Raw genomic sequence first — 23,343 nt, 5'->3', positions numbered from 1 at the left:
CGGGGGGCCTGCCCTGCGAACGGCACGTCAAGGCTCGACGACGCCTTGGCGCGTGCCGCTTGGGCCAGGGGCTGTTTTCCAAAGCAGGGATTTCGTCCGTTGGCGAGGAAAACAAGCCAGCCATGAGGGAGCATACTCTTCTCGTATTCGACCGATATGGCGGGCGAAGTTTGACGACGCCAACGGGCGAAAGGACAATTTGGAAAACAGCCCCTAGCGCTTCAGGCCAAGGGCAGTCTGGAGCATTTCGTCAACGGTGGTGATGACCTTGCTGTTGGCCTGGTAGGCGCGCTGCATCACGATGAGGTCGACCATCTCCGTAGAGACGTCCACGTTGGATTCCTCCAGCTTTTCACCGTAGATGCTGCCATAGATGCCCTGCCCTGCCCGGCCGATGTTGGCCGTGCCCGATTCGCTGGTGGCCGAGTACAGGTTGCCGCCTTCCAGTTGCAGGCCTTGGTCGCTGTCGAAGCTGGCCAAGGCCACGATGAACAGCGCCTGGGTCTGGCCGTTGGAGTAGGTGCCGTAGATCACCCCGCCCTCGTCCACGTAGTAGCTGGTCAGGTAGCCGGTGGCGTAGCCGTCCTGGCTGGAGTTGTCGGTGCTGTTGGCCGAATCGTTGCTGGAGGTGCGGTCGGTGTCGTAGGCCGTGGAGGTGAACCCGAACAGCAGCGTGCTGTCCGTGCCGATGTCCGCCGCGCTGGTGACGGTGGTGTCCCAGCTGTCGGTGATGGATTTGGCCGACAGGCCGAAGTCCAGTTCTATCTGGATGGCGTCCGCCTCGTCGGTGGTGCTGGCGTTGTCCGAGCCGGAGAAGTTGCAGGCGAACACCGGCAGGCCGTCGGTGGAAAGCTCCGCCAGGGTCCAGTTGGAAAGGTCGGTCAGGTCGCCGGTGGCCGTGGAGTCGAGCGTGAAGGCCGTCTGCGAGACCAGCGCGCCGGTGGAATCGAAGGTCAGCGTGCCCGCCATCAGCAGCCCGGCGGCGGATGTGCCCGACACGCTCTGGCCGTTGATGGTGCGCACGTCCTCGCTGGGGTCCATGGTGACGATGTATTCCCAGGTCGTGGAACCGCTGGTGGAGTCTTCCACCTGGTCGAAGTACACGGTCAGCTCATGGGCGGACCCGGCCTCGTCGTACACGGTGATGGTGGTCTGGTACTCGTACTTGGTGGTGCCCAGCGGGTCGTCGGCGCTGCCGTCCCATTCGGTGAGCAGCGAGAAGTACGGGTCGGTGGTGGAGGTGGAGTTGTCGTCGCCGTCCGAGTCCAGGTTCACCACCAGCGAGACGTTGGTGGTGGCGGAGGCGGGCGAGGTGCGGCTTTCCAGCTGGATGTCGCCCAGGGCGCCGGTGGTTGACGGGTCGCTGGTGGTGGCCGTGTCCGGGTCAACCGCCCAGCCCTGCACCTGATAGCCTGAGGAGTTCGTCAGATAGCCTTCGTCGTCGAAGGTGAAGTCGCCCGCGCGGGTGTAGAATATCTGGCCGTCGTTCTGGGGGTCTTCGACGATGAAATATCCTTCACCCGCGATGGCCATGTTCATGGCTTCGGAGGTGTCTTCGTACGAGCCCTGCGAAAAGTCGGTGGCAATGGCGGAGATGGCGGAGCCGTTGCCGATCTGGTCGATGCCGCCGGACGTGGTGATGGAGGAATAGAACACGTCCTCGAACAGCATGGACATGGACTTGTAGCCCGTGGTGCTGGAGTTGGCGAGGTTGTTGCCGATGACGCTGATGGACTCGGCGGTGCTCAGCAGCCCCGAGACGCTGGAATACATGGAGGAGGAAAGGCCCATGGGGTGCTCCCGCGACAGTGCGCGTGCTGGTTGTTATGCGTCGGAGGAGACGACGCTGTAGACGTCCTCAAGGTTCACCGTGCGGCCATCGGACAGGGTGAGCACCGTGGTGCCGTCCTCCACCGAGACGCCGGAAACCGTACCCGCCACCATGGTGGAGACTTCCAGGCTGTCGCCGTCCTCGTCGTAGGCCTCGAACACCACGTTGTAGGTGCCGTTGGACACTTCGGTGCCGGTGTAGTTGGTGCCGTCCCAGGAGAAGGTGTAGGTGCCGCTGTCCGTGGCGCCGAGTGAGACGGAGTTGATGATGGTGCCGTCGGAGTCGTAGACGTGCGCGGTAAGGGTTTCCGCGTCCGATTCCAGGGTGAAGGAGACCACGGTGGTGGCGTCGTCGGTCTTGGAGATGTCGTCGCCCTCGGCCAGCACGGACTGCCCGATGAAGCTCACGGCGGAGTTCAGGCTCATGGCCGTCAGCGAGTCGTAGATGGACGTGGCCGTGTCGTTGAGGGCTGTCAGCTGCTCCACCGTGGAGAACGAGGCGATCTGGTTGATCATCTCGGTGGAATCGGTGGGGTTGGTGGGGTCCTGGTTCTGCAGTTCCGCGATGAGCAGTTGCAGAAAGGCGTCGGAGTCCAGCGTGGTGCCGCTGCTGGTGGTCGACGATGTGCTGGTGGAGCTAGCCAAGGATGAGATAGTGGTCATTGCCGTCCTCCGTACCCTGATCCGTTCCGTGACCCGTGACCGGCTCCGTTTCGTGCTGGCTGCCGAGCGCCAATGCCGCCTCAACGACCTCGAACGGTGTCTTCACTTCCGTTGCCTTCAGAATCTTGCGCAGCTCCAGAAGGTCTTCCCTGCATGCCCTGCACGACGCAAAATGCGATTCAAGGCGTTTTCTATCTGCCGGTGTGGCCGTCTTTTCCAGGTAGCAGGCGATCATATTTGCGCCAGGACATGGAGTGTTGTCCGTGCACAATCCTTCTTCGATGGAGTGGAGCACCGTCATGTGGTGCCGTTGCTGTCTCATGGGCTGAACTTCCGTGCTGAGGTGTGAAGGCCCTGTTGTCCGTATGTACGGATTCGGCGGCACGAAATGCCCATCAAGAGACGGAAAGAGATGTAAAGTCTGCTTTACGAAGAGGGACAGCAGGGGGGCGGCAGGGGTGCGGTGCGGGAATAGCGGGATATCGGGCGCCGGACGATCGTGGCCGGGCCGTTGGGAGTGGGGCGCGCACACGGCGGGCGCGGAAACGACAAAGGGCCGGAACATGTCCGGCCCTTTGTGGCGTATGCGGGGGTAGGGAACTGGTGGGGGGGCGCGGTGGCGGGGCCCCCCGGCGCTCACCGGCCAGCGCGGGAGGCGATGCGGGCGGTCGGTCAGCGCAGCATGGGCAGCGCGCCGCACAGTCCGTCCACGGCGCTGCGTTCGCCCACGATGGCAATGCCCACGAAGCAGAGGTCGTCGTGGGCGGTGGCGGCCATGCGTTGCATGTAGGCGTCGTAGCTGCGGGCGGTGCGCGCCGTGTGGGTAAAGCCCACGCAGAACAGCCCGCGTTCCTCGGCCTTGCGGCGCAGGTCGGGCAGGGCCTCGGGCGCGGCGCGCAGTACGGGGATGGGCAACTGGGTAATGCCGGGGTGCTCGTCCCCGTTGCCGTCGGTGACGGCGGGGCCGACGATTTCCGGAAAGGCGCGGCCCACGGACAGGGACAGCACGGCGGCGGCGTTGGCCGCCACGCCGCCCGGCAGGCCGCCGTCGAGCACGATGGCGAACTTGGTGGCATCGAGGTTCATGCGCGATCTCCCATGGGGTGCGGCATGCGCCGTTCGGCAGGCGCGGTCGAAGGGCACGGCTTTGGCCTGTCCTGGCCGGTTCCGGGTGGATCGGCATCGGATGACCGGGGGCCTTCGGGTGTGCCTGCGGACGGGCATTCCGCGTTGGTGGATGACGGTTGACGGCGTGCGGGCACGCCGGACCATCCACTAGCATCGGGGGGCGCTGGCGTATGGAAGGATTTTGCGATGCCGGGGGGCGTGAAGGTCCGTTGGGGGCGGTGCGGGGTCAGGCTTTGGTGCCGGTGCTGTCGGTGCCGCCGGGCGCGGCGTCGTCGGCCCCGTTGGACCCGCCCTGCTGGTACTGGCGTGGGGTGGCCCCGGTCAGGTCGCGGAATACGCGCGAGAAGTGGCTTTGGTCGGAAAAGCCGGTTTCCGCCGCCACCTGGGTGATGGCATGCCCGGCAGCCAGAAGCCCCTTTGCCGCCTCTACCCGCAACTGGGTCTGGTAGGCGTGCGGGGGCAGCCCCGTGACCTGCTGGAACATGCGCAGCAGGTGGCAGCGGCTGCGCCCGGCAAGGCGGGCCAGGTCGTCCAGGCGCACCGGGTCGGCCACGTGGTCGCACAGGTGGCGGCGTACGGCCTCCACTATGGCGACCGCATCGGCGGTGTCCGTCGGGGGGGCGGATTCGGCGGGCCGGGATGGCGCGCATGCCTCGGCGGGAACCGTGAGATTCATGGCTGGGCACGCGCCGGAAGCGGGCAGGCAGTGCCGGGCCAGCAGCAGTTCTGCCGCCTGCACCAGCAGCGACTGCTTTTCCAGCACCGAGCCGCCGTGCGTTACCGCATCGTACAGGGCCGACCACGCGGCCATGGTTTGCGGGCAGTCCACCACCGGCGCGCGGAAGCGGGGCAGCGGGGCCGGGTGGTCGCAACAGCCGGGGGGGCCGGAAGTGCGGAATACCCCCCGTTCACCGGGTTTATCCTGTTCGCAGGCGGGGGCGGAGCAGGGCGGGGTTTCTGAGGAGGGTGTCCGCTCGGCCCGTTCAGTCCGTTCAGCCTGATCGGCAAGTTCCGCCAGCCATGCCGGGTCCACGTAAAACATGCGGTAGGCGAAGAAGGTGTCTCGGTCGGGATTGCAGGCGTGCACCCTGTCCGGCTCGATGAGCACCAGTTGTCCGGCCACGGCCCGGTGCGGCGCGCCTTCGAGCATGAACGAGGCGGCCCCGCCGTCCATGAGCCCGATGGAATAGGCGGCGTGGGTGTGGCGGCGGAAGGTTTCCTCGTTGTAGCTCGATCGGCGCACCTCCACTTCGGGCAGGTCCGGGTCGCGCCAGAAGCGGACGGCGGCATGGCGTGGGGTGCGGCTCATGCGGGGAGTATCGGGATGGCTGCCCGGCGCGTCAAGTGGGGATGCGCCGGAGGGGAGGTGTGTCAGATGGGGGGAGACGGGGTGCACCGGGCAGTGGGCGGCACCGGGGCGCGGACCGGGGCCGGAGCATGAAAAACCGGGGCAGCGCTGGCTGCCCCGGTTTCGCTTTCGGTACAGGTGCCGCCCGGTGCTACTTGCCGAACGGGCACTTGGGATACGTGCAGCTCTTGCATTCCATGCACAGGCCGCCGTCGCCCAGCTTCGCCAGGTCGCGCCGGGTGATTTGCACCCCGGCCAGCAGGCGCGGCAGCAGGATGTCCAGCGCGGTGGTCTTGAAGAACAGCGCGCAGGCGGGTACGCCCACCACCTGCACGGGGTGGGGGGCCTGCTCGCTGGTGATGCGCCCCACAAGGCTCATGGTGCCGGGCAGCATGGGCAGGCCGTACAGCATGTCGGTAAGGCCCGCGTCCAGCAGCCCCTTGCGGGTCACGTCGTCGGGGTCCACGGACAGCCCGGCGGTGGTCACCACCAGGTCCGCCCCGGCGGCGATCAGGTCGCGCACGCCCTGGGTGATCAGGGCCGCGTCGTCGGGGGCGAACACGGTCTTCACCACCTCGCAGTTCAGGCGCTGGGCCTTCTGGGTGATGATGGGCGCAAACTTGTCCTGGATCAGCCCCTGGAATACCTCGGTGCCGGTGACCAGAATGCCGATTTTCGCGGCGCGCATGGGCAGCACCCGCAGCAGCGGGCCGTCCTGGAGCATGGCCGTGGCCTTGATGAAGTTCTCGCGCGAGAGATACAGCGGGATGGCCCGCGTGCCCGCCACCTTGGCCCCCGCCAGCACCATGCTGTAGCCCTGGCGGGTGGCGCACATCACGTCGGGCACCAGGTTGAAGCGTTCCAGCCGTTCGGTGTCCACCATCAGCAGGCCGTCGCGGGTGGCGACAAGGTTGGCCTTGCCCTCGCGCGGGTCCTCGCGCATGGCGATGCCCTCGCCCGCCAGCATGGCGGCGAAGGTCTTGGCGGCCTCGTCCTCGTGCACCCAGGCATCATCGGAATCGGCGGCGTCCTGCACGTAGATGGAGTTGCGCCCCATCATCTGAAGGCGGCAGATGTCCCCGGCGGTCAGTTCCTGCCCGGCGGTGAATTCCGCGTCCTTGTGCTCGCCGGGCACGATGCGGGTCATGTCGTGCAGGGCGCGCTTGCCCACGGCCTCGGCCACGGGTACGGCGCGCAGGGCGGGCTGGCCCTCGAAGGCCAGGCCCGGCCCGGCGTGGTAGGGCGATTCGCCCTGGCACGAACGACAGATGCCGCCCGAGGACACCGGATAGTATTCGCCGCACAGCGGGCAGCGGCCCACCAGCCCCTTGCCCTTGTGGCCCAGCCGGTCGGGCCGGATGGTGATGGGCCGGGCGGTCAGGATGTCCGGCCCCGCCTCCTTGATCTGCGCCTGCAACAGCGGCGTGTCCTGGTCCTTCTTGGATTTCAGCTTCAGGAACCAGGTGCGGATTTCGCCCCACGGGCCCATCTTGTCCACGTCCAGATGCACGCGCACCCCTTCGCCGGTGCGCTTGTCGAACAGCGAGACGGCGTAGATGCCGAAGTTCATGATGCGCAGCCAGCCGTTGCCCACCGTGCAGGGGGTAAGCAGTTGCACCGCGTCGGGCAGACACTGTTCGGTCTCGGAAATGGCGTCGAACAGCACGCCTTCCGGCAGGCCCTGGCGGGCCAGTTCGACCATGTAGCCGCCGATGATCAGGCCGGGGGCCGGGTAGCCGTGAAAATTGCGCGCAACGTCCATGAATTCGTCGTGGGTGTGGGGACCGATGAGCATGTGGTGGTTCTCGTGAAGGCAAGGGTTGCGTGAACGGCGCGGCGGCGGGAGCCGACCGGAAAGGCCTGCGTCGAACGGCGTTCGCGCGCATGCCATTCCCGTTGTTGCGGGTGCGTGTCCGCGCGCAGTCGCATTGGCGTATTAGCCCAAAATACCAGTGTGTTGCAGTAAAAACCCGCCCTGCGGCAGGACACTAGCAGGTTTTGGCGCGGCAGTCACGGAAGTGTGACTTGGCGTGACATTGGCACAGGATGCTGTGCCGGGTGGTGTGTTTGGCATCCCGCAGTGCGCATGGAATGCGTGCGGATGGCCCCTGTCTGGTGATGTCACCTTCAAAAGGGTGTTCATTCCGGCGCGCCCTGTCCCCCGTCCAGCGCGGCCAGACGCCTGCGCGCCTTCCTTTCCAGTCGTTCCAGCCGTTCGATGCGCCCTTGCAGCGAGGTAAGGCGGACATGCTGGTGGTGGACGCACTGCATGAGCATGGTGGTCACCTCTTGTGCGGTCAGGTCGCGGTCGGGCCACCAGGGTGCCTCCGGGTCTGGAGCTTCGCGGAACAGCACGCCGTCCCGGTGGCCGGGGATGCGCCTGGCCAGTCGTTCGTTGCAAGGGGCGTAGTGAGCCAGCACCTTGGCGCGCATGCCGGGCGACAGCAGCCCCACGTGCCCGAAAGGGGCAGCGGCGGCACGGGGCAGCGCATCGTACAGCATTTCATAGGGACCGTTGTCGAACACCCCGCCGAACATGGAGCGTACCGTGCGCAGCAGCTTGATGGCCTGCGGCGTGAAGCCGTGGTTGGTGTTGAAGTTGGTGGCGGGCGGCGAGGGCAGGTGGGCGATGGAGCCCACCCCCAGCAGGCCCAGCAGGTCGGCCACCACGTCGCCGCATTGCAGGGCGGAGCGCTCGTAGGGGCGCACCACCACGTCGGCGGGGTCCATGGAGCCCCACACCTCGTCCAGCCAGGCATGCTCCAACACCGAAACGGCGGCGCGAAAGAACACGTCGTCCAGCGCCCGGTCCATGAGCGCCTGGGCGAAGGTGTCCGCCGTGGGGTACTGGTCGTACTTCAGTCCCCACTGCTTCCAGGCATCCTCCATCCAGGTGTCCTGCCTGCGCACGTAGCACACGGCCACGGACCGCAGGCCCGTGCGCTCCGTATGGCGGCGCACCATGTCCGCGTAGGCGGGCAGGCTGGGAGCCTCCAGGCTCAGCAGCAGGATGGGGGTGCCGGCCGCACGGCAGACGGCTGTCGCCCGGTCCAGGTAGTCGTCCTGTGCGTCGGGCTGCATGCCCATGATGACGGCCCCGTGGTGCGGCAGCTCAAGGTTCGGATCGCCGGGAATTTCGGGTCGCGTTGCGTCAGGCACGCGGTCAGGGTTCAGCGTGGGATAGAGAATGCCGTGCTGGCGGAACAGCGCGGTGCGGTTGTGGTCGCAGAAGGCCTGTATGGCGCTGCTGCCGGTCTTGGGTCCGCCAAGGTGGGCGACAAGCAGCGGTCCCTTCGCGGGGTCGGGCGTGATGGCGGCGCCGAGTTGGGCGGATGGGGCGTGTTCGGGCATGGCTGCGTCTCCGGTTTGGTATGGCGCGGGGGACGGAGAAGACGGAGAGGTTGTGCCCCGCGCGGACGCGCCCATGCTAGGGGAAGGGTGCGGGGGCTGTCGAGCGCGTCTCGCCTTTGCAAGCGTAAAAAATCCCCCGGTCCCGTTGTGCGGGGCCGGGGGATTCGTGTTGCAGAGGTCGGAAGCCAAGGCTCCGTCGGTGGTTTTCAGGGGCTTGTTTCCAACCCTAGCCGAAGAGGGCCATGCCCGCCTTGACCGCCCTCTCGAACAGCGGCGAAGGCACGATGCCCAGCACCAGCGTGGCGGCGGCCAGCGCCACCGCGCCGCCCAGGCTGAACGCGCTCTGGTCGGGCGCGGGCAGCGAGGTGTTTTCGTCAGGCTCGGTATAGGCGTGGCGCACCAGCGACAGGTAGTAGTAGATGGCAATGGCGCTGTTCAGGGCCAGGGCGATGACCAGCCAGTTGTAGCCGTGGTTCCACGCCGCCGTGATCAGGAACAGCTTGCCCATGAAGCCCGCCGTGGGCGGCAGGCCCACCAGGGCGAAGGCGCCCACCCCAAGGGCAAAGGCCAGCACCGGGGATCTGCGGTGCAGCCCGTTGAGGTCGGACAGGGCCAGGTTGCGCCCGTCCACGGCCACGCGGGCCACCACCCAGAAGCACAGCAGGTTCATGACCACGTACACCAGCGCGTAGAACGCGGCGGCGGCAAGGCCCTCTGCCGTGCCGGACACGAGGCCCACGGTCACGTAGCCCGCGTGCGCCACGGACGAGAAGCCCAGCATGCGCTTCACGTCCTTCTGCACCAGGGCGCACAGGTTGCCGAAGGTCATGGAAAGAACGCCCAGCCAGGCGATGGCCGTGGTTATTTCCAGGCCGGGGTGCAGCACGGCGGCCAGGCGCACCAGCACCACCACCGCGCCCAGCTTGGGCAGGGTGGCCACGTAGGCCGCCGTTTCGTTGCTGGCGCCCTGATACACGTCGGGGCACCAGAAGTGGAACGGAAACAGGGCCAGCTTGTAGAACATGCCGCACAGGAACAGCGACAGGCCGACAACGGCAGTGGGACTTGCCGCCCACGACCAGTCGCGCGCGGCCAGTGCCGCGATGTACGTGGTCTGGTGCGCGGCCATGATGTACGACAGCCCGTACAGCGAAATGGCCGTGGCCGCCGCGCCGAACAGGATGTACTTGACGCCTGCCTCTGCCCCCTCACGGGTACGCCCGCGCAGGGGAATGAGCACGTACAGACTGTACGACGACAGTTCCAGCGCAAGGTACAGGGTCACCAGTTCTGCGGACGAGGCCAGCAGCATCAGGCCCCACGCCGATACCCCCAGGAACAGGAAGTAGTCGGCGCGTTTGCCTTCCTCCAGCGTGGGCTGGCGGGTGGCGTTGAGCACGGCGATGCAGAAGCCGCCCGCCACGCACAGCTTGAAGAACTGCGAGAGGGCGTCCACCTTGTAGGCATCCCACAGCAGCAGACCTTCGGCGGGGAGAGCCACCACGGATGCGGCCGTTACCGCCAGCGCGCCCAGGGGCAGCCAGCGGTGGGCCGCCACCGAGGCAGGCCCTGCGGACAGTGCCTGCACGAACAGCACGGCCACCACCAGCAGCATGGCGCACTCGGGAACAAGCAGGGCAAGGTCGAGGTTCACTGGCGCACCTCCTTGGCGATGGCGGCGGATGCGAGGATGGCGGGCGGTTCATGCCGCACCGCGTCGGCGTGATTGAGGGCCAGCGGCGCTTCCTTCACCGGGGCGCGCCCGCGCAGGTCGGCCAGCAGCCGGTCAACGGAAGGGTCGATCAGCCGCAGGAAGGGCGCGGGGGCAAGGCCTATCCACAGCACCAGCACGGCGGGCAGCAGCAGGTAGGTCCATTCGCGGCAGTTCAGGTCGTTCCAGGTCTTGGCCGTGGACGGGCTGCCCCAGGCCATGCGCAGGCTGACCCGGAACATGTACGCCGCCGCCAGCAGGGCGCCGGGCACGATCAGCGCGCCCACGGTCAGGCTTTGCTGGAAGGCGGCCACGAACACCAGCACTTCGCCCACAAAGCCGTTGGTGCCGGGAAAGCCGAACGAGGCCAGGGCATACAGCCCCCAGAAGAACATGAACGCGGGCAGGTACTTGCCAAGGCCCATGTTGTCCGCCACCTCGCGGCTGTGGCTGCGTTCGTACAGTGCGCCGATCATCATGAACATGGCGCCGGTGACGATGCCGTGGTTCAGCATCTGCAGCAGCGCGCCCTGCACGCCGCTTTTCTGGAACAGGAAGATGCCCAGCGTCACGAAGCCCATGTGGGCCACCGACGAATAGGCGACCAGCTTCTTGATGTCGGTCTGCCCAAGGGCCACCGCCCCCCCGTACAGGATGGACACCACCGAGACGCCGATCATCAGCGGGGCAAAGTGCACGCTGGCTTCCGGCGTCAGCGGCAGGCAGAAGCGCAGGAACCCGTAGGTGCCCATCTTCAGCAGCACGGCGGCAAGGATGACGCTGCCTGCGGACGGTGCCTGCACGTGGGCGGCGGGCAGCCAGGTGTGGAACGGGAACATGGGCACCTTGATGGCAAAGGCCAGGGCCATGGCCAGAAAGGCCCAGTACTGGAAGCGGAACCCGAAGGTCTGCTGCATCAGGTCCGGGATGGAGAAGGTGCCCCCGGCGATGCGGAAGGCCACGATGGCCACCAGCAGCAGGGTGGACCCGGCAAGGGTGTACAGGAAGAACTTGATGGACGCGTAGCGCCGCTCTGCCCCGCCCCATACCGCGATGAGCAGGTACATGGGGATGAGCATGGCTTCCCAGAACACGTAGAACAGCACGAGGTCCATGGAGGTGAACACGCCGATACAGGCGGAGGTCATCAGCAGCAGGCAGACGTGGAATTCCTTCACCCGCTTGCCGATGTACGTCCACGAGCACAGCACGCACAGCGGCAGGGTGAACAAGGTCAGCCACACCATCAGGATGCTGATGCCGTCCACGGCCAGGTGATATTCAAGGCCCCAGCGGGCCACCCAGGTCATGCGTTCGACGAACTGGAAGCCGGCGTCGGGGTTGAAGGCGATAAGCGGCCACCCCGCCGCAAGGCCGATGAGCGACGCCGCCAGCGACACGCGGCGCACGGTCTCGTCGTCGCGCAGGGGCAGCAGCAGCGCCGCCGCCACCAGCGGCAGGAAGATCAGGATGCTGAGGACCGGTATGTCAGGATACACAGGCGTCTCCGTTTTTTGTGGGTCCCGTTGCGGCTAACCGAGATACCATACGAGTCCGAACACACACAGCGCGAAGAAGGCGGCCAGTCCCAGATAATCCTGGAGACTGCCGTTCTGCGTGCGTGCGCCCAGCCCGCCGATGCCCCGCACCGTGCGTGCGCTGCCGTCCACCACGCCGTCGATGGCCCGCCGGTCGAACCACACGGAGCCGAGGGCAATGCCCATCAGCCCGCGCAGGCCACCCGTGCGGTAGGCCTCGGTCCAGCGGTCGTCCAGGAAGGCCAGCGGGCGGCACACGAAGCGCAGCGCCCCGGTACCCACCGCGCGGTAGGCAATGTCCACGTCCAGGTTCAGCCCCTCGTGCGGGGTGATCACCTTGCGCAGCAGGTAGAAGGCCAGGCCCGAGAAGCCCAGCAGCAGCAAGGACTGCAACACGTGCCACACGGACCACGGCACGTAGGGGTGTTCCACCTCGAAGGGCAGGTAGGCGTACAGGATGGACGGGGCCACGCCCTGCAGGATGCACAGCACGGCCAGCACGGACATGCCCGCGTACATGTTCCACGGGATGGGGGCCAGCACACGGTCGTTGTCCGTGGGCTTGCCGCCCCAGAAGGCGAAGTAGGGCAGCTTGATGCCCACCGAGATGAACGTGCCCACGGCCGCGATTTCAAGGCCCAGGGCAACCAGTGTCCGGTGCGCTTCCGCCGCGCCGGTGATGGTCATGGTCTTGGAGATGAACCCGTTGAACACCGGCATGCCCGAGATGGACAGGGCCGCCACCATGTACAGCACCATGACCCACGGCAGCCGCGCGGCCAGGCCGCCCAGCTTGTCCAGCTTGGCCGTGCCCGCCGCGTACAGCAGGCAGCCGGTGCCCATGAACAGGAGGCCCTTGTACAGGATGTGCGCGTAGGCATGGGCCACCGCGCCGTTCAGCGTCATGGCCGTGCCCACGCCGATGCCCGCCACCATGTACCCCACCTGCGAAACGATGTGGTACGACAGGATGCGTCGTGCGTTGTTTTCTATGCACGCGTACAGCACGCCGTACACCGCCATCACCGTGCCCGCCGCCGCCAGGATCTCCCACCCGGCAAAGCCGCGCGCCAGCACGTACACCGCCGTCTTGGTGGTGTAGGCGCACATGAATACGGAGCCGGTCACCGTCCCGCGCGGGTAGGCGTCGGGCAGCCATGCGTGCAGCGGCACCACGGCGGCGTTGACGCAGAACCCGGCCAGGATCAGCCATTCGTACAGGTGGGCGCTGCCGGGTGCCATGGGCGTGAATTCCCACGTGCCCAGGGCCTTGTAGCGGATCAGCAGCCCCGCCAGCAGCAGCAGGCCCCCGGCGGTGTGGTAGAGAAAGTAGCGAAAGCCCGCCAGCACCGACTCGCGCGTGCGGTTCAGCAGCACGAGGAAGGTGGAGCCGATGGACATCAGTTCCCAGAACACGAACAGGGTCAGGTAGTCGCCCGCGAACACGCAGCCGAACCCGCCCGACACGTACAGGGCGGCGGCAATGTGCTGCCCCCGGTCCTTGACGTGCATGGCGTACAGCATGCCCGCCACCGACATGACGGCGAATACCTGGGCGAAGACCAGCGACAGCTTGTCCACGCGGCCCAGCAGCAGGGTTTGCCCCAGCCAGTTCAGGGTCAGGTGGTCGCCCGGCGTCATGGTGAACACGGCAAACACGGCCAGCACCGCAGGCGCGGGCAGCAGCCAGTTCCACCATTTGCCCCGCAGGAAGGGCAGCACCGCCGCCAGGGCCAGGAACCCTATGGCGGGGTGGATGAAGCTAGATGTCTCCATAGTGGTCCTCCCTGCGCACGATGACGGGCTGCACCACGCGCTTCATGATCACCACCATCAGCACGCCCACCACAAGGCCGAACAGCGCCCAGAAGCCGGGGTAGGCATCAAGGCCGAAGTGCGGTTCGTGCGGGCCGACGAACAGGTTCAGCAACACGAGGGCGGCCAGCACCCCGTACAGCGCCTTCAGCCATGCGCCGCGCAGTTCGCGCTGGCGTTCAAGGAATGCTCCGAGTCCGTTCATGGTGCGCTCCTAGAAGTGGCCGAACGCCTGGATGAAGTTCAGGAACACCTGCGGGTACAGGCCCAGCAGCAGCGATATGGCCCCGGTCAGGCACAGCGGTATGACCATGGTTGCGGGGGCTTCGCCGTACTGTTCGATGTTGGCGTCCGGAGCGGGCGGCAGCATGAACGCCCGGTAGAAGATGGGCACGAAGTAGCCCGCGTTGAGCAGGGTGGACAGCAAGAGGGCCACCAGCAGGGCGGTCTGCCCGGCCTGGAGCGAACCGTTGACGATGTACCACTTGGAGACGAAGCCGCACACCGGCGGCATGCCGATCATGGAAAGGGACGCCAGGGCAAACGCCCCAAAGGTCCACGGCATGCGGCGGCCAAGGCCGTTCATCTGGCTGATCTTCTTGATGTGCGTGGCCACGTAGATGGCCCCGGCGCCGAAGAACAGGGTGATCTTGGAGAAGGCGTGGTGGGGGATGTGCATCAGCCCGCCCTGCACGGCGGACGGCGTCAGCAGGGCCACCCCGATGATCACGTACGAGAGCTGGCTGACCGTGGAATAGGCCAGCCGGGCCTTGATGTCGTCCTTGGTCAGGGCGATGAGCGAGGCCCCGATGATGGTGAAGGCCGCCAGCCACGCCGTGGGCAGGCCAAGGCCCAGCGTGTCCATGGCCTGCACCCCGAAGCCGGAAAGGATGATCCGGCTCACGGAGAACACCCCCGCCTTGACCACGGCCACCGCGTGCAGCAGGGCCGAGACGGGCGTGGGGGCCACCATGGCCGAGGGCAGCCAGTTGTGGAACGGGGCCAGGGCCGCCTTGGCCAGGCCCGCGATGTACAGCACGTAGGTCACCCGCACCAGGTTGGGATGCGCGGCGATGACGTCGGGCGGGAACATGCCGTTCAGCACGTCGCCAAGGCGCATGTCCAGCGTGCCGGTAAGCACGTAGGTCAGGATCATGGCGGGCAGCAGGAACAGCTTGGAGGTGCCCATGAGGTACACGAGGTACTTGCGCGCCCCGGCAAAGCCCTCCGCGTCTTGGTGGTGCGCGACGAGCGGGTAGGTGAAGACGGTGATCACCTCGTAGAACAGGTACAGGGTGAACACCGTGGCCGAGAAGGCCACGCCCACCGCGCCGAAGATGGCCACCGCGAAACAGGTGTAGTAGCGCGTCTGGGCGTGTTCGTTCAGCCCGCGCATGTACCCGATGTTGTAGCTGGTGGCGAAGCCCCACAGGAAGGTGGCGATGAGCGCGAAGATCATGCCCAGGCCGTCGGCGCACAGGGTCAGGCTGACGCCGGGCAAGATGGTGGTGACGGTGTAGGTGTAGATGACCCCGGAAAGCACCCCCGGCGCCAGTTGCAGCACCGAAACGAAGGTGAGCGCGGCGGCGATGAACGACACGGCCTCGCGCCGGTTGGCGTTGCCGCGCGCCAGCATGATGGCGAAGGGCGCGACCAGGGTGATCAGCAGCGGAATGAGCAGGCTTGCGGATTCTATGGTGTTGGGCACGGTCATCACTGCTGCTCCCTCAGGGTTGCCAGGGCGTCGGTGCGGGTGGTGCCGAAACGGCGGAACACCACGACGATGGCGGCCAGGGCCACGGTGGCTTCAGCGGCGGCAAGGCCCATGACCAGCAGCGTGGCCAGTTGGCCGAGGGTGGCGTCGGCCCCGGTGAGCTGGGTGGCGGCCACGATGGACAGCCCCGCGCCGTTGAGCATCAGCTCCACGGCAATGAGCATGCCCACCAGGGTGCGCCGCTTGACCAGCCCCGCTAGGCCCGCGCCCAGCAGCACGAGGGAGGCCAGTTGGTAGAGCACGAGCGGTTTCACTTGTCCCTCCTTTCCCAGACGAGCAGCACGGCCCCGGCCATGGAGATGAGCAGGACCACCGAGATCAGTTCGAAGGGCAGCACGTAGTCCTCCATCAGCCTGCGGCCAAGCTCGGCCAGCGGAACCTCTGCCGGAACCAGCCTTGATGCCGTGGGGTGCAGCATCAGGATGGGGGCCAGCAGCGCGCCGGGCAGCATGGCCGCCAGCACGCCCTTGAAGGTGCGCGCGGCAGGGGCGGGGTCCGCCTCGTCGCCGCCCGCGTCGGCCCGGGCCAGCATCAGCGCGAAGAAGATCAGCACGCAGATGGCGCCCACGTAGATGAGGATCTGCATGAAGGCCATGAACGGCGCGTTGAGCAGCAGGTACATGCCCGCCACGCCCAGCAGCGTGGCCACAAGGCCCACCAGGGCCCGCACCAGGCTGGCGCAGCCCACGGCCATGAAACAGCCGACCACGATGACCAGGAAGTAGAAACCGAAGGCGAGGATTGCCAATGTTTCCATGTCACGCCTCGCTTGCGGGGGTTGCGGTGCCGGGTTCGGAGGGCGCGGCGACGGGTGCGGCCGGTGCCGTGGCCGCCTCGGGCGCGGCCTTCGCGGCGGGCTTCGGTTCCGGCTTGCGGGCCGCCGCCTTGCGGGCAAGGCGCGCCAACTGGTCGAACACGAAGTCCTCGCGTTTGGTCCCCACCATGTAGATGTCGTGCGAGAAGCCGATGGAATCCACCGGGCACGCCTCCACGCAGCTGCCGCACAGGCTGCACAGCGAGAAGTCGTAGGCCCAGGTGCCGGGCGCCTTGGGCGGCGCGGGCTTCTTGGGCTTTTCGCCGCGCGCTTCCGCCTCTGCCATGGCCTTCAGTTCCTCGGGCGTGGGCTTGGGGGTGGGAGCGCGGGTGACGGTTATGCAGTTGCTGGGGCAGGCCGACACGCACAGCATGCAGGCGATGCACTTGGGCTTTGCCGGGTCCTTGTCCAGCCCGATGAGTTCTATGGGCCCCCGGAACGAGGCGGCCGCTTCCGGCGTTACCTCTGCCCGGGGATAGTGCACGGTGACGCCGGGCTTGCAGAATTCCTTGCCGGTGATGCCAAGGCCCACCACAAGGCTCCACAGGTCGGCGATGGTGCGGAAGATCGATGCCATTGGGCGATTCCCCCTTTCCTACAGCTTCATGACGAACGCGGTCGCCAGCAGGTTCAGCACGCCGAGGGGCAGCAGCCACCGCCAGTTCAGGTTCAGCAGCTGGTCGAAGCGCACGCGCGGGTACGTCCAGCGGAACCACATCATGGACAGCAGCAGGCCGTACACCTTGGCCAGGAACCACCACGCGCCGTCCAGGAACGGGCCTTTCCACCCGCCCAGGAACAGCACGGTGCACACGCTGCACGCCACGATCATGTTGGCGTACTCGGCCAGGAAGAACATGCCGAAGCCCATGCCCGAATATTCGGTGTGGAAGCCTGCGGTCAGTTCCGATTCGGCCTCGGGCAGGTCGAAGGGGGCGCGGTTGGTCTCGCCAAGCGCGCTGACGAAGAAGATCAGGAACGCCAGCGGCTGCACGGCGATGTTCCACTGCCACGGCATGCCGCCCTGCCCGCCCACGATGGCGGAAAGGCTCAGCGTGCCTTCCTGGAAGGCGATGGCCAGCACGGCCAGCAGCAGGGGGATTTCATAGGCCACGGACTGGGCCACGGCGCGGGCCGCGCCGAGCAGGCCGTACTTGTTGTTGGAACCCCACCCCGCAAGCAACAGGGCCAGCACGTTGAACCCGGCAAAGGCGAGGATGAGCAGCAGGCCGAGGTTCACGTCCCACCCGGTGAGCAGCGGGCTGAAGGGAATGGGCAGAAACAGCAGCAGCACGGGAAAGAAGGCCAGTACCGGGGCCATCCAGAACAGCAGCGGGTCTGCCCTGTCCGGGCGTACCAGTTGCTTGCCGATCAGCTTCAGGGCGTCGGCCACGGCCTGCAATATGCCTTGCGGCCCCACTTCGTAGGGGCCGGGGCGGCGCTGGATGAAGCCCGCCACCTTGCGTTCGGCGTAGACGAGCAGAAGCCCGTTCAGCCCCACGAAGACGGCCACGCCCACCAGCGCGAGCACCACGTGCAGCACGGAATCGAAGGAGATGGTTGCATTCATGGCGGCCTACCTGTCGATTTCGGGGATGACCATGTCGAGGCTGCCAAGGATGGCAACGGCGTCGGCCAGCAGGGTGCCCCGCGCGCATTCGGCGAACAGGGCCAGGTTGGAGAAGCCCGGCGCGCGCAGCTTGACGCGATAGGGCGTCTTGCCGCCGTCGCTGGCGATCCATACGCCGATCTTGCCGCGTGCCCCTTCCACCGCGAAGTACGATTCGCCGGCGGGCAGCTTGAAGCTGGGCTTGGGGGCCTTGGGGTGCATGTGCTCGCCATCGGGCAGGCTTTCGACGGCCTGCTCGATGATGCGCAGGCTCTGCTCGATCTCGGCCATGCGCACCATGTACCGGGCCATGGAGCATTCCTCGTGGCGCAAGGGAATCTCGTAGTCGAAGCGGTCGTACACCGAGTACGGTTCCGCCCGGCGCACGTCGTAGGCAATGCCGCTGCCGCGCGCCACCGGGCCGCTGGCCCCGTAGCGGGCGACCATGTCCTGCGGGATGACGCCCACTTCTTCTATGCGGCGGCGCAGGATGATGTTTTCCGTCACCAGCGCGGTGTACATGGGCAGGCGCGAACGCAGGTGCGGGACGAACTGGCGCACCCCCTGCACGAAGGCGGGGCTGGCGTCGGTGTACACCCCGCCGAAGCGGAACGAACTGTACGTCAGGCGCGAGCCGGTCATGAGCTGCAACAGGTCCAGCAGCATTTCGCGGTCGTCGAAGGCGTACATGATGGGGGTGAAGGCCCCCAGGTCCAGCAGGTAGGCGCCCCACCACAGAAGGTGCGACGAGATGCGGTTCAGCTCGCAGGTGATTACCCGCAGGTACTCGGCCCGTTCGGGAATCTCGATGCCCGCCAGTTTTTCCACCGCGCCCACGTAGGCCCAGTTCCAGGCCAGGGCGTGCAGGTAGTCCACCCGGCCCATGTTGGGCATGAACTGGGCGGGGGTTTTCACCTCGGCCATCTTCTCGTGCATGCGGTGCAGGTAGCCAAGGACAGGCTCGGCCCGGACGATGTATTCGCCGTCCAGTTCCAGAAGCACGCGCAGCACGCCGTGGGTGGACGGGTGCTGCGGCCCCATGTTCAGGATGAGCGATTCCGGGCGGGCCCCCTGCTCGAAGTGGCAGGTGTAGCCGTCGCCCGCGATCTGGTCGTCGGCGCAGCCTCCGTCCGCCGAGGCGGCGGGACAGGCGGGACCGTGCGACCGAAGGGTCTCGGTGCTATGCATTGTCTGCGCCCTCCTCGGTTGCGGCGGCCTTTGCCTTGGCCGGTTTGGCGGGCTTGGCGTCCTCTGCCGGTTCCAGCAGGGTGAACCCCTCGGCCTTGCGCAGCACGGTGTCCTCGCGGCCTTGCGCGGCCAGCAGGGCGGCCAGCGGCGCGCGGGCGGCGGCGTCCTTCAGCAGGGGGTGGCCCTGCATGCCTTCGGGCAGCAGCAGCGGCATGGAGTTGGGATTGCCGGTGAAGGCGATGCCGTAGAAGTCGGCGGTTTCCCGCTCGTGCCATTCCGCGCCCTGGTAGATGTCGGCAATGGAGGGCAGCACCGGGGTTTCGCGGTCCGCCAGCACCCGGATGGCCAGGCGGCCCGGGGATGTCATGCGGTCGAAGTGGTACACCGCCATCAGCCCTTCGCGCACGTCTAGGCCACAGATGTCCTCCAGGTGCCAGCCCGCTTCCAGCAGCAAGGCTGCGGCGCGGGGCAGGGCGTCTGCGGACAGGAAGGCGGACCAGCGCAGGCCGGTGCGGGCCGGGTTTTCATCGGCAAGGTAGGCGGGGTCCAGCGGGGCCAGCAGCACGTCGGGGGTGACGGAAGCCGTATCGGGCGTCATGCGCCACCCCCCATGGATCCGGAGATTTCGGCGGGCACGGGCCACCAGCGGCGACCGGTGATCTTGTGCTGGATCTGGAACAATCCTTCCAGCAGCGCTTCCGGTCGGGGCGGGCAGCCGGGCACGTACACGTCCACGGGCACCAGGTTGTCCACGCCTTCGACGATGGCGTACTGCCCCTCGAAGTTGAACGGCCCGCCGGAGATGGCGCAGTTGCCCAGCGCCATGACATAGCGCGGCGCGGGCATCTGTTCATACAGGCGCACCAGCGCCGGGGCCATCTTGCGGGTGACGGTGCCCGCCACGATCATCAGGTCCGACTGGCGCGGCGAGGGGCGGAACACTTCGGCCCCGAAGCGCGAGATGTCGAACCGGGCCATGCCCACCGCCATCATTTCGATGGCGCAGCAGGCCAGGCCGAAGGTCATGGGCCACAGCGACATGGCCCGGCACACGTCCAGGATTTTCTGCACCGGCGCCACGTTGACGATGGGTGCATCAATTCCGCCCGTGGCCGGCGCGATGAGCGGGGGCCTTACAGGGCAATCTTGCGCGGCCATGTGAACACCCCCTTGGCGCGGAAATAGACCAGGGCAAGCACGAGGAAGAACAGGAAGACGCAGATTTCGACGAAGGCGGCCCAGCCCACGGTGGTGTGGTAGTGGGCGGCGGCGGGGAACAGGTACAGCACGTCCACGTCGAAGGCGATGAACAGCAGGGCGTAGACGTAGTAGTTGATGCCGAAGCGGGTCCAGGCGTTACCATGGGGGCGCATGCCGCATTCGTAGGACATGCCCAGGTCGCCGCCGCGCGCCCGTGGAGCCACGAGCAGGGCGAGGATGAGCGGGCCGCCCGCGAACGCGAGCCCCGCGATGAGGAAGAGAATGATAGCAAGATGCAGGATGTCGAAAACCATCGGTCACCTCCGGAAACCAGTGAAACCGCGGCGCGGCCGCGGCATTGGAATGCCCGTTGCGTGCGCATGCCATGTCAGGAGCGCCTGACATGCGGTGCGCGCCGGCGGCGACCGTGTCCGCCGGGTTGGCGTTTGCCCGTCGATGGAGGACGGAAACGCGGAGGAAGTGGAGTTCTGGTGGGTTACCTCACGGTGTTACGTTTGTAAAATTGGTGTTACCGATCAGATCCCAATGCTACGATTGGCATTTCACGCGTGTCGTGCCCCCAATCGCTGTCGAAAAAGGCCCGGCGGCGTCGGTCTGCGGCGGTGCGGGGCCTGCCGCTGCCTGCATGCCCGATTCCGTCGCCGATGAACATGACCGGCGTCACGGACCACGTCCTGACACCGTCACTCCCCTTCGCCTCCGCCACCCCCCCCGTCATCCAGACGGGAGCCGACGCAAAAAGGCCCGCCCGGCGAGGGGCGTGGGCAGGTTCGCGTATCGAACAGACTAATGGTCTATCATCCGTATATCACCCAATGTCAGTAACCGCTACCATGTTTGGAAATTCACGTGGAAATATTTGCGCTTCGCCGGAGGGCCATGCGGCGCCGCGCAAAAAACCGGGCCAAACGGCGAAAACCGGGGGTCTGCGCGTGGTGGGGGTAAAACTGTCTGGGCAGCCAATCGCATTGGTTGAACGGCGAAAGAAGTTATTGCAGAACGTTCCGGCAATACTGACTTTTTGAATCTGGATGCGGGGGGCGTCCGCTGGCCATGACGAAGTGCCGGGCCGACGGGAAACGGTGGGCGCGGGGCGAAGGGGGGCTGACAGGAAGGAGCGGGCAGGACGTGAGCGCGGGCAGGAAGCGGCGCGGGCTATTCGGCGGACTGCTCGGCGTCGAGCATGGCGTCCATCCACAGCCCGGCCACGATGTCGCCGCCCGCGTCGGTGAAGTGGCATCCGTCGCGACGGAAGGGCAGGCCCACCTCGTCGGTGTCCGGCCCCAGGGTCACGTTGGGCACCTGGAGGGCCAGTTCCTGCTGCGCCTGGCGCACCGATTCGCTGCCGAAGCGGCGGCACAGCGAGGTTTGCGAGACCAGCACCGGGTTGTCGATGCCGAAGGTGCGCAGGGTGCCCACGAGGTCGAGGAAATCGTACTTGTACAGCAGGCGCGGCAGGGAATTGAGGGCGTCCGATTCGCCGTGGAACCAGAACACGTAGTCCGGCCGGATGGGCAATTGCTGGATGGCCCGCAGCCGTTCCTCCAGCTTGGGGCGCACCGGGCCGCCGGGCAGCCAGTAGGACAGCGGCGAGCCGCCCTCGGCGATGACCGACAGCACCACGTACCGCCAGCGGCCCGTGGCCAGGGCCAGCCGCGCGAAGCGCGACCACACCGAGCCCCGCTCGCCCGTGCCGCCCAGCATGGGATCCTCGGCGGGGTACAGGGTGCCGTCATACTCGATGAACACGTTTTCCAGTTCATCGGAGGGCAGGGGGGTATCCACCTCGTTGGCGGCGTTGGATTGCCCCATGACCAGCACGTACAGGGTATTGCCGTCGGCCAGGCGTTCCAGGGGCACCGACTCGCGGGCGGAGACATCGGTGACCAGGTCGGAATCGTCGAACAGGCGGTAGTCGTACAGCCGGGCCTTGGCATAGCGGGCCAGGCCCACCAGGCCGTGGCGCAAGGGGGGATGGGCCAGCAGCACCACCGCCAGCAGGGCTGGCAGGACAAGGAGACGGAACAGGCGGGAGCGGCGCGGCATGGGTGGCGTTTCGGCGGAGGTACCGGGGTTGGGGAGCGGGCTTTGCAGGACTGCGGGCGGTTCTTGCCGGGTTGCGAATGGTTCTTGCTGGGTTGCGGACGGTTCTTGCCGGGTTGCGGACGGTTCTGGCTGGATGCCTTCTAGAACCGCCGGGGGCGGATGGCAAGGGGCAAATGGTAACGGCATGCAACCGCCCCGGAGAGCCCCGGGCGGGCGGTGCGACGGCACAGCCACAGCCGGGGCGGGTTGCAGCAGGATGCGCGGTTTGCCATGCCCCCCGCCGGGGTGTACGGTGCCGCACAATCCCCTCCCCAGACCGTGCCTGCTCCGAAAGGGGCAAGGAACCCGCGCGGCCCGGAGCCACCCCCGCAGCCTGTTCGCCAACTGGGGGACGGCTTGCCCGCGAAGCTGTTCACGGTGCCTTCATGTCCCATACGCCCTGCGTGGGCTGCGGCTGGTGCTGCCTGTCCGACCAGTGCCAGGTTTCGCACCGGCTGCACGGCTACCTGCCGCGTTGCCCGGAACTGCTCTGGGACGCCGCGCGCGGTCGTTATCTGTGCCTGCTCATGGCGCCGCCCCGCGCGGCATCAGCCCTGTCACCGGATATGCCTGGTCCAGACCCGTCCGGCCCAAATACGTCAGGCCCAGCCACGTTCGGCCCATACACGTCCGGTCCGGACCTGACGGAACTGCGCCAGGGCCTTGGCTGCTGCGCCCCGCTGTGTTCGTGGCGGTGCGACGTGCGCGACCGGGGATAGGGGGGTAAGGGGCCAGGCCGATCCTACGCTTCCCAGACGTCCAGGCGGTCCTCGGGTATGGCGTGCTCGGACAGGAAGGCCCAGGCCACGTCCTCTTCGCCTTCGGGCACGATGAGTACCAGATGGCCCTTGATGGCTTCCGCGTGGCGGGCGAAGGCCAGCAGCCGTTCCGCCAGTTCCTGTGTGGCGAATGCCTCGCGCGGGCAGATCTCGAAGATGCAGGCCACGCCCTTGGCGTTGGTGGCGGTCAGGTCGGGCATGTGCCCTTCCACCGGGGCGGGTTCGGGCATGTCCTCGTAGCCGCTCACCAGAAGGCCGGTGAAGCCGCTTTCTTCCAGCGCCTCGTAGGCTGCCTCGAACAGGTAGTCGTAGCCGTCGTCTTCTTCTTGGTTGGCCATGGAAACCTCTTTTGCGCCTGGTGGCGGAAATGTGCGCGGGAAGGGGTGCCGCGTGGTGCTTCATGCCCTAGACGGGGCCGCGCCCGGCGTCAAGCGCAAGGCACGGGGCCATGGCGGCTGGCCTGTCATCCGTTGCCCTGGGGCACGCAAA

At 67.0% G+C, this 23,343-nt stretch carries 23 protein-coding genes; 1 reads left to right on the top strand and 22 read right to left on the bottom strand.

Features of this window, described 5'->3' with window-relative positions; translation table 11 throughout:
- Nucleotides 1-213: 213 nt before the first annotated feature.
- From ABWO17_RS15625 to ABWO17_RS15525, 21 genes are all read right to left on the bottom strand, one after another.
- The gene (locus ABWO17_RS15625) at nucleotides 214-1,791 is read right to left on the bottom strand and encodes a flagellar hook protein FlgE (protein ID WP_353120147.1); all 1,578 of its coding nucleotides are present in this window, start codon (nucleotides 1,789-1,791) and stop codon (nucleotides 214-216) included.
- Nucleotides 1,792-1,824: 33 nt separating this feature from the next.
- Nucleotides 1,825-2,493, bottom strand: coding sequence for a flagellar hook assembly protein FlgD (locus tag ABWO17_RS15620; protein ID WP_353120145.1), 669 nt, complete (start codon nucleotides 2,491-2,493; stop codon nucleotides 1,825-1,827).
- Entirely contained in the window at nucleotides 2,468-2,815 is a 348-nt protein-coding gene (locus ABWO17_RS15615; protein ID WP_353120143.1) for a zf-HC2 domain-containing protein, read from the bottom strand. Before ABWO17_RS15615 ends, ABWO17_RS15620 begins: the two co-directional genes overlap by 26 nt.
- A 350-nt stretch (nucleotides 2,816-3,165) precedes the next feature.
- Nucleotides 3,166-3,579, bottom strand: a complete 414-nt coding sequence (locus ABWO17_RS15610) for a DUF2000 domain-containing protein (RefSeq protein WP_353120141.1) — start codon at nucleotides 3,577-3,579, stop codon at nucleotides 3,166-3,168.
- A 268-nt stretch (nucleotides 3,580-3,847) separates the two neighbouring features.
- Complete coding sequence (locus ABWO17_RS15605; protein ID WP_353120139.1) at nucleotides 3,848-4,930, bottom strand: AraC family transcriptional regulator; 1,083 nt, start codon at nucleotides 4,928-4,930, stop codon at nucleotides 3,848-3,850.
- A 190-nt stretch (nucleotides 4,931-5,120) separates the two neighbouring features.
- Nucleotides 5,121-6,764, bottom strand: coding sequence for an FmdE family protein (locus ABWO17_RS15600; protein ID WP_353120137.1), 1,644 nt, complete (start codon nucleotides 6,762-6,764; stop codon nucleotides 5,121-5,123).
- A 344-nt stretch (nucleotides 6,765-7,108) separates the two neighbouring features.
- Nucleotides 7,109-8,320 carry a hypothetical protein gene (locus ABWO17_RS15595; protein ID WP_353120135.1) on the bottom strand — a complete coding sequence of 404 codons (1,212 nt, stop codon included), beginning with the start codon at nucleotides 8,318-8,320 and terminating at the stop codon, nucleotides 7,109-7,111.
- Nucleotides 8,321-8,546: 226 nt separating this feature from the next.
- Nucleotides 8,547-9,974 carry an NADH-quinone oxidoreductase subunit N gene (locus ABWO17_RS15590; protein ID WP_353120133.1) on the bottom strand — a complete coding sequence of 476 codons (1,428 nt, stop codon included), beginning with the start codon at nucleotides 9,972-9,974 and terminating at the stop codon, nucleotides 8,547-8,549.
- Nucleotides 9,971-11,530 (bottom strand): complex I subunit 4 family protein, encoded by a 1,560-nt coding sequence (locus tag ABWO17_RS15585; protein WP_353120132.1) that lies wholly within the window; start codon nucleotides 11,528-11,530, stop codon nucleotides 9,971-9,973. Before ABWO17_RS15585 ends, ABWO17_RS15590 begins: the two co-directional genes overlap by 4 nt.
- Before the next feature lie 33 nt (nucleotides 11,531-11,563).
- Nucleotides 11,564-13,345, bottom strand: a complete 1,782-nt coding sequence (locus tag ABWO17_RS15580) for a Na(+)/H(+) antiporter subunit D (protein WP_353120130.1) — start codon at nucleotides 13,343-13,345, stop codon at nucleotides 11,564-11,566.
- The gene (locus ABWO17_RS15575) at nucleotides 13,332-13,589 is read right to left on the bottom strand and encodes a hypothetical protein (protein WP_353120128.1); all 258 of its coding nucleotides are present in this window, start codon (nucleotides 13,587-13,589) and stop codon (nucleotides 13,332-13,334) included. Before ABWO17_RS15575 ends, ABWO17_RS15580 begins: the two co-directional genes overlap by 14 nt.
- 9 nt (nucleotides 13,590-13,598) lie before the next feature.
- Nucleotides 13,599-15,098, bottom strand: a complete 1,500-nt coding sequence (locus ABWO17_RS15570; RefSeq protein WP_353120126.1) for a monovalent cation/H+ antiporter subunit D family protein — start codon at nucleotides 15,096-15,098, stop codon at nucleotides 13,599-13,601.
- Nucleotides 15,098-15,412 carry an NADH-quinone oxidoreductase subunit NuoK gene (gene nuoK / locus ABWO17_RS15565; RefSeq protein ID WP_035066922.1) on the bottom strand — a complete coding sequence of 105 codons (315 nt, stop codon included), beginning with the start codon at nucleotides 15,410-15,412 and terminating at the stop codon, nucleotides 15,098-15,100. Before nuoK ends, ABWO17_RS15570 begins: the two co-directional genes overlap by 1 nt.
- Nucleotides 15,409-15,915: an NADH-quinone oxidoreductase subunit J family protein gene (locus tag ABWO17_RS15560; protein WP_353120124.1), complete on the bottom strand. Its 507-nt coding sequence runs from the start codon at nucleotides 15,913-15,915 to the stop codon at nucleotides 15,409-15,411. The genes nuoK and ABWO17_RS15560 overlap by 4 nt, the downstream gene beginning before the upstream one ends.
- A gap of 1 nt (nucleotide 15,916) precedes the next feature.
- Nucleotides 15,917-16,549 (bottom strand): 4Fe-4S binding protein, encoded by a 633-nt coding sequence (locus tag ABWO17_RS15555; RefSeq protein ID WP_353120122.1) that lies wholly within the window; start codon nucleotides 16,547-16,549, stop codon nucleotides 15,917-15,919.
- A gap of 18 nt (nucleotides 16,550-16,567) precedes the next feature.
- Complete coding sequence (nuoH, locus tag ABWO17_RS15550; RefSeq protein WP_353120120.1) at nucleotides 16,568-17,542, bottom strand: NADH-quinone oxidoreductase subunit NuoH; 975 nt, start codon at nucleotides 17,540-17,542, stop codon at nucleotides 16,568-16,570.
- Nucleotides 17,543-17,548: 6 nt separating this feature from the next.
- On the bottom strand, nucleotides 17,549-18,769 hold the full coding sequence (locus ABWO17_RS15545) for an NADH-quinone oxidoreductase subunit D (RefSeq protein WP_353120118.1): 1,221 nt from the start codon (nucleotides 18,767-18,769) through the stop codon (nucleotides 17,549-17,551).
- A complete protein-coding gene (locus ABWO17_RS15540) occupies nucleotides 18,762-19,367 on the bottom strand; it encodes an NADH-quinone oxidoreductase subunit C (protein WP_353120116.1) in 606 nt (201 codons plus the stop codon). The genes ABWO17_RS15545 and ABWO17_RS15540 overlap by 8 nt, the downstream gene beginning before the upstream one ends.
- On the bottom strand, nucleotides 19,364-19,927 hold the full coding sequence (locus tag ABWO17_RS15535; protein ID WP_353120114.1) for an NADH-quinone oxidoreductase subunit B: 564 nt from the start codon (nucleotides 19,925-19,927) through the stop codon (nucleotides 19,364-19,366). The genes ABWO17_RS15540 and ABWO17_RS15535 overlap by 4 nt, the downstream gene beginning before the upstream one ends.
- Nucleotides 19,903-20,283 (bottom strand): NADH-quinone oxidoreductase subunit A, encoded by a 381-nt coding sequence (locus tag ABWO17_RS15530; RefSeq protein ID WP_353120112.1) that lies wholly within the window; start codon nucleotides 20,281-20,283, stop codon nucleotides 19,903-19,905. The genes ABWO17_RS15535 and ABWO17_RS15530 overlap by 25 nt, the downstream gene beginning before the upstream one ends.
- A gap of 862 nt (nucleotides 20,284-21,145) precedes the next feature.
- A complete protein-coding gene (locus ABWO17_RS15525) occupies nucleotides 21,146-22,036 on the bottom strand; it encodes a sialate O-acetylesterase (protein WP_353120110.1) in 891 nt (296 codons plus the stop codon).
- 425 nt (nucleotides 22,037-22,461) lie between these two features.
- Here ABWO17_RS15525 and ABWO17_RS15520 point away from each other — a divergent pair, with 425 nt between their 5' ends.
- Nucleotides 22,462-22,794, top strand: coding sequence for a hypothetical protein (locus ABWO17_RS15520; protein ID WP_353120108.1), 333 nt, complete (start codon nucleotides 22,462-22,464; stop codon nucleotides 22,792-22,794).
- Nucleotides 22,795-22,817: 23 nt separating this feature from the next.
- Here the strand turns inward: ABWO17_RS15520 and ABWO17_RS15515 are convergent, their stop codons facing one another.
- Nucleotides 22,818-23,192 (bottom strand): hypothetical protein, encoded by a 375-nt coding sequence (locus ABWO17_RS15515; protein WP_309540041.1) that lies wholly within the window; start codon nucleotides 23,190-23,192, stop codon nucleotides 22,818-22,820.
- Nucleotides 23,193-23,343: the final 151 nt, after the last annotated feature.

This window comes from Nitratidesulfovibrio sp. (genome assembly GCF_040373385.1).
GTDB lineage: Bacteria > Desulfobacterota > Desulfovibrionia > Desulfovibrionales > Desulfovibrionaceae > Cupidesulfovibrio.
This window is presented reverse-complemented; position numbering and strand designations above follow the sequence as displayed.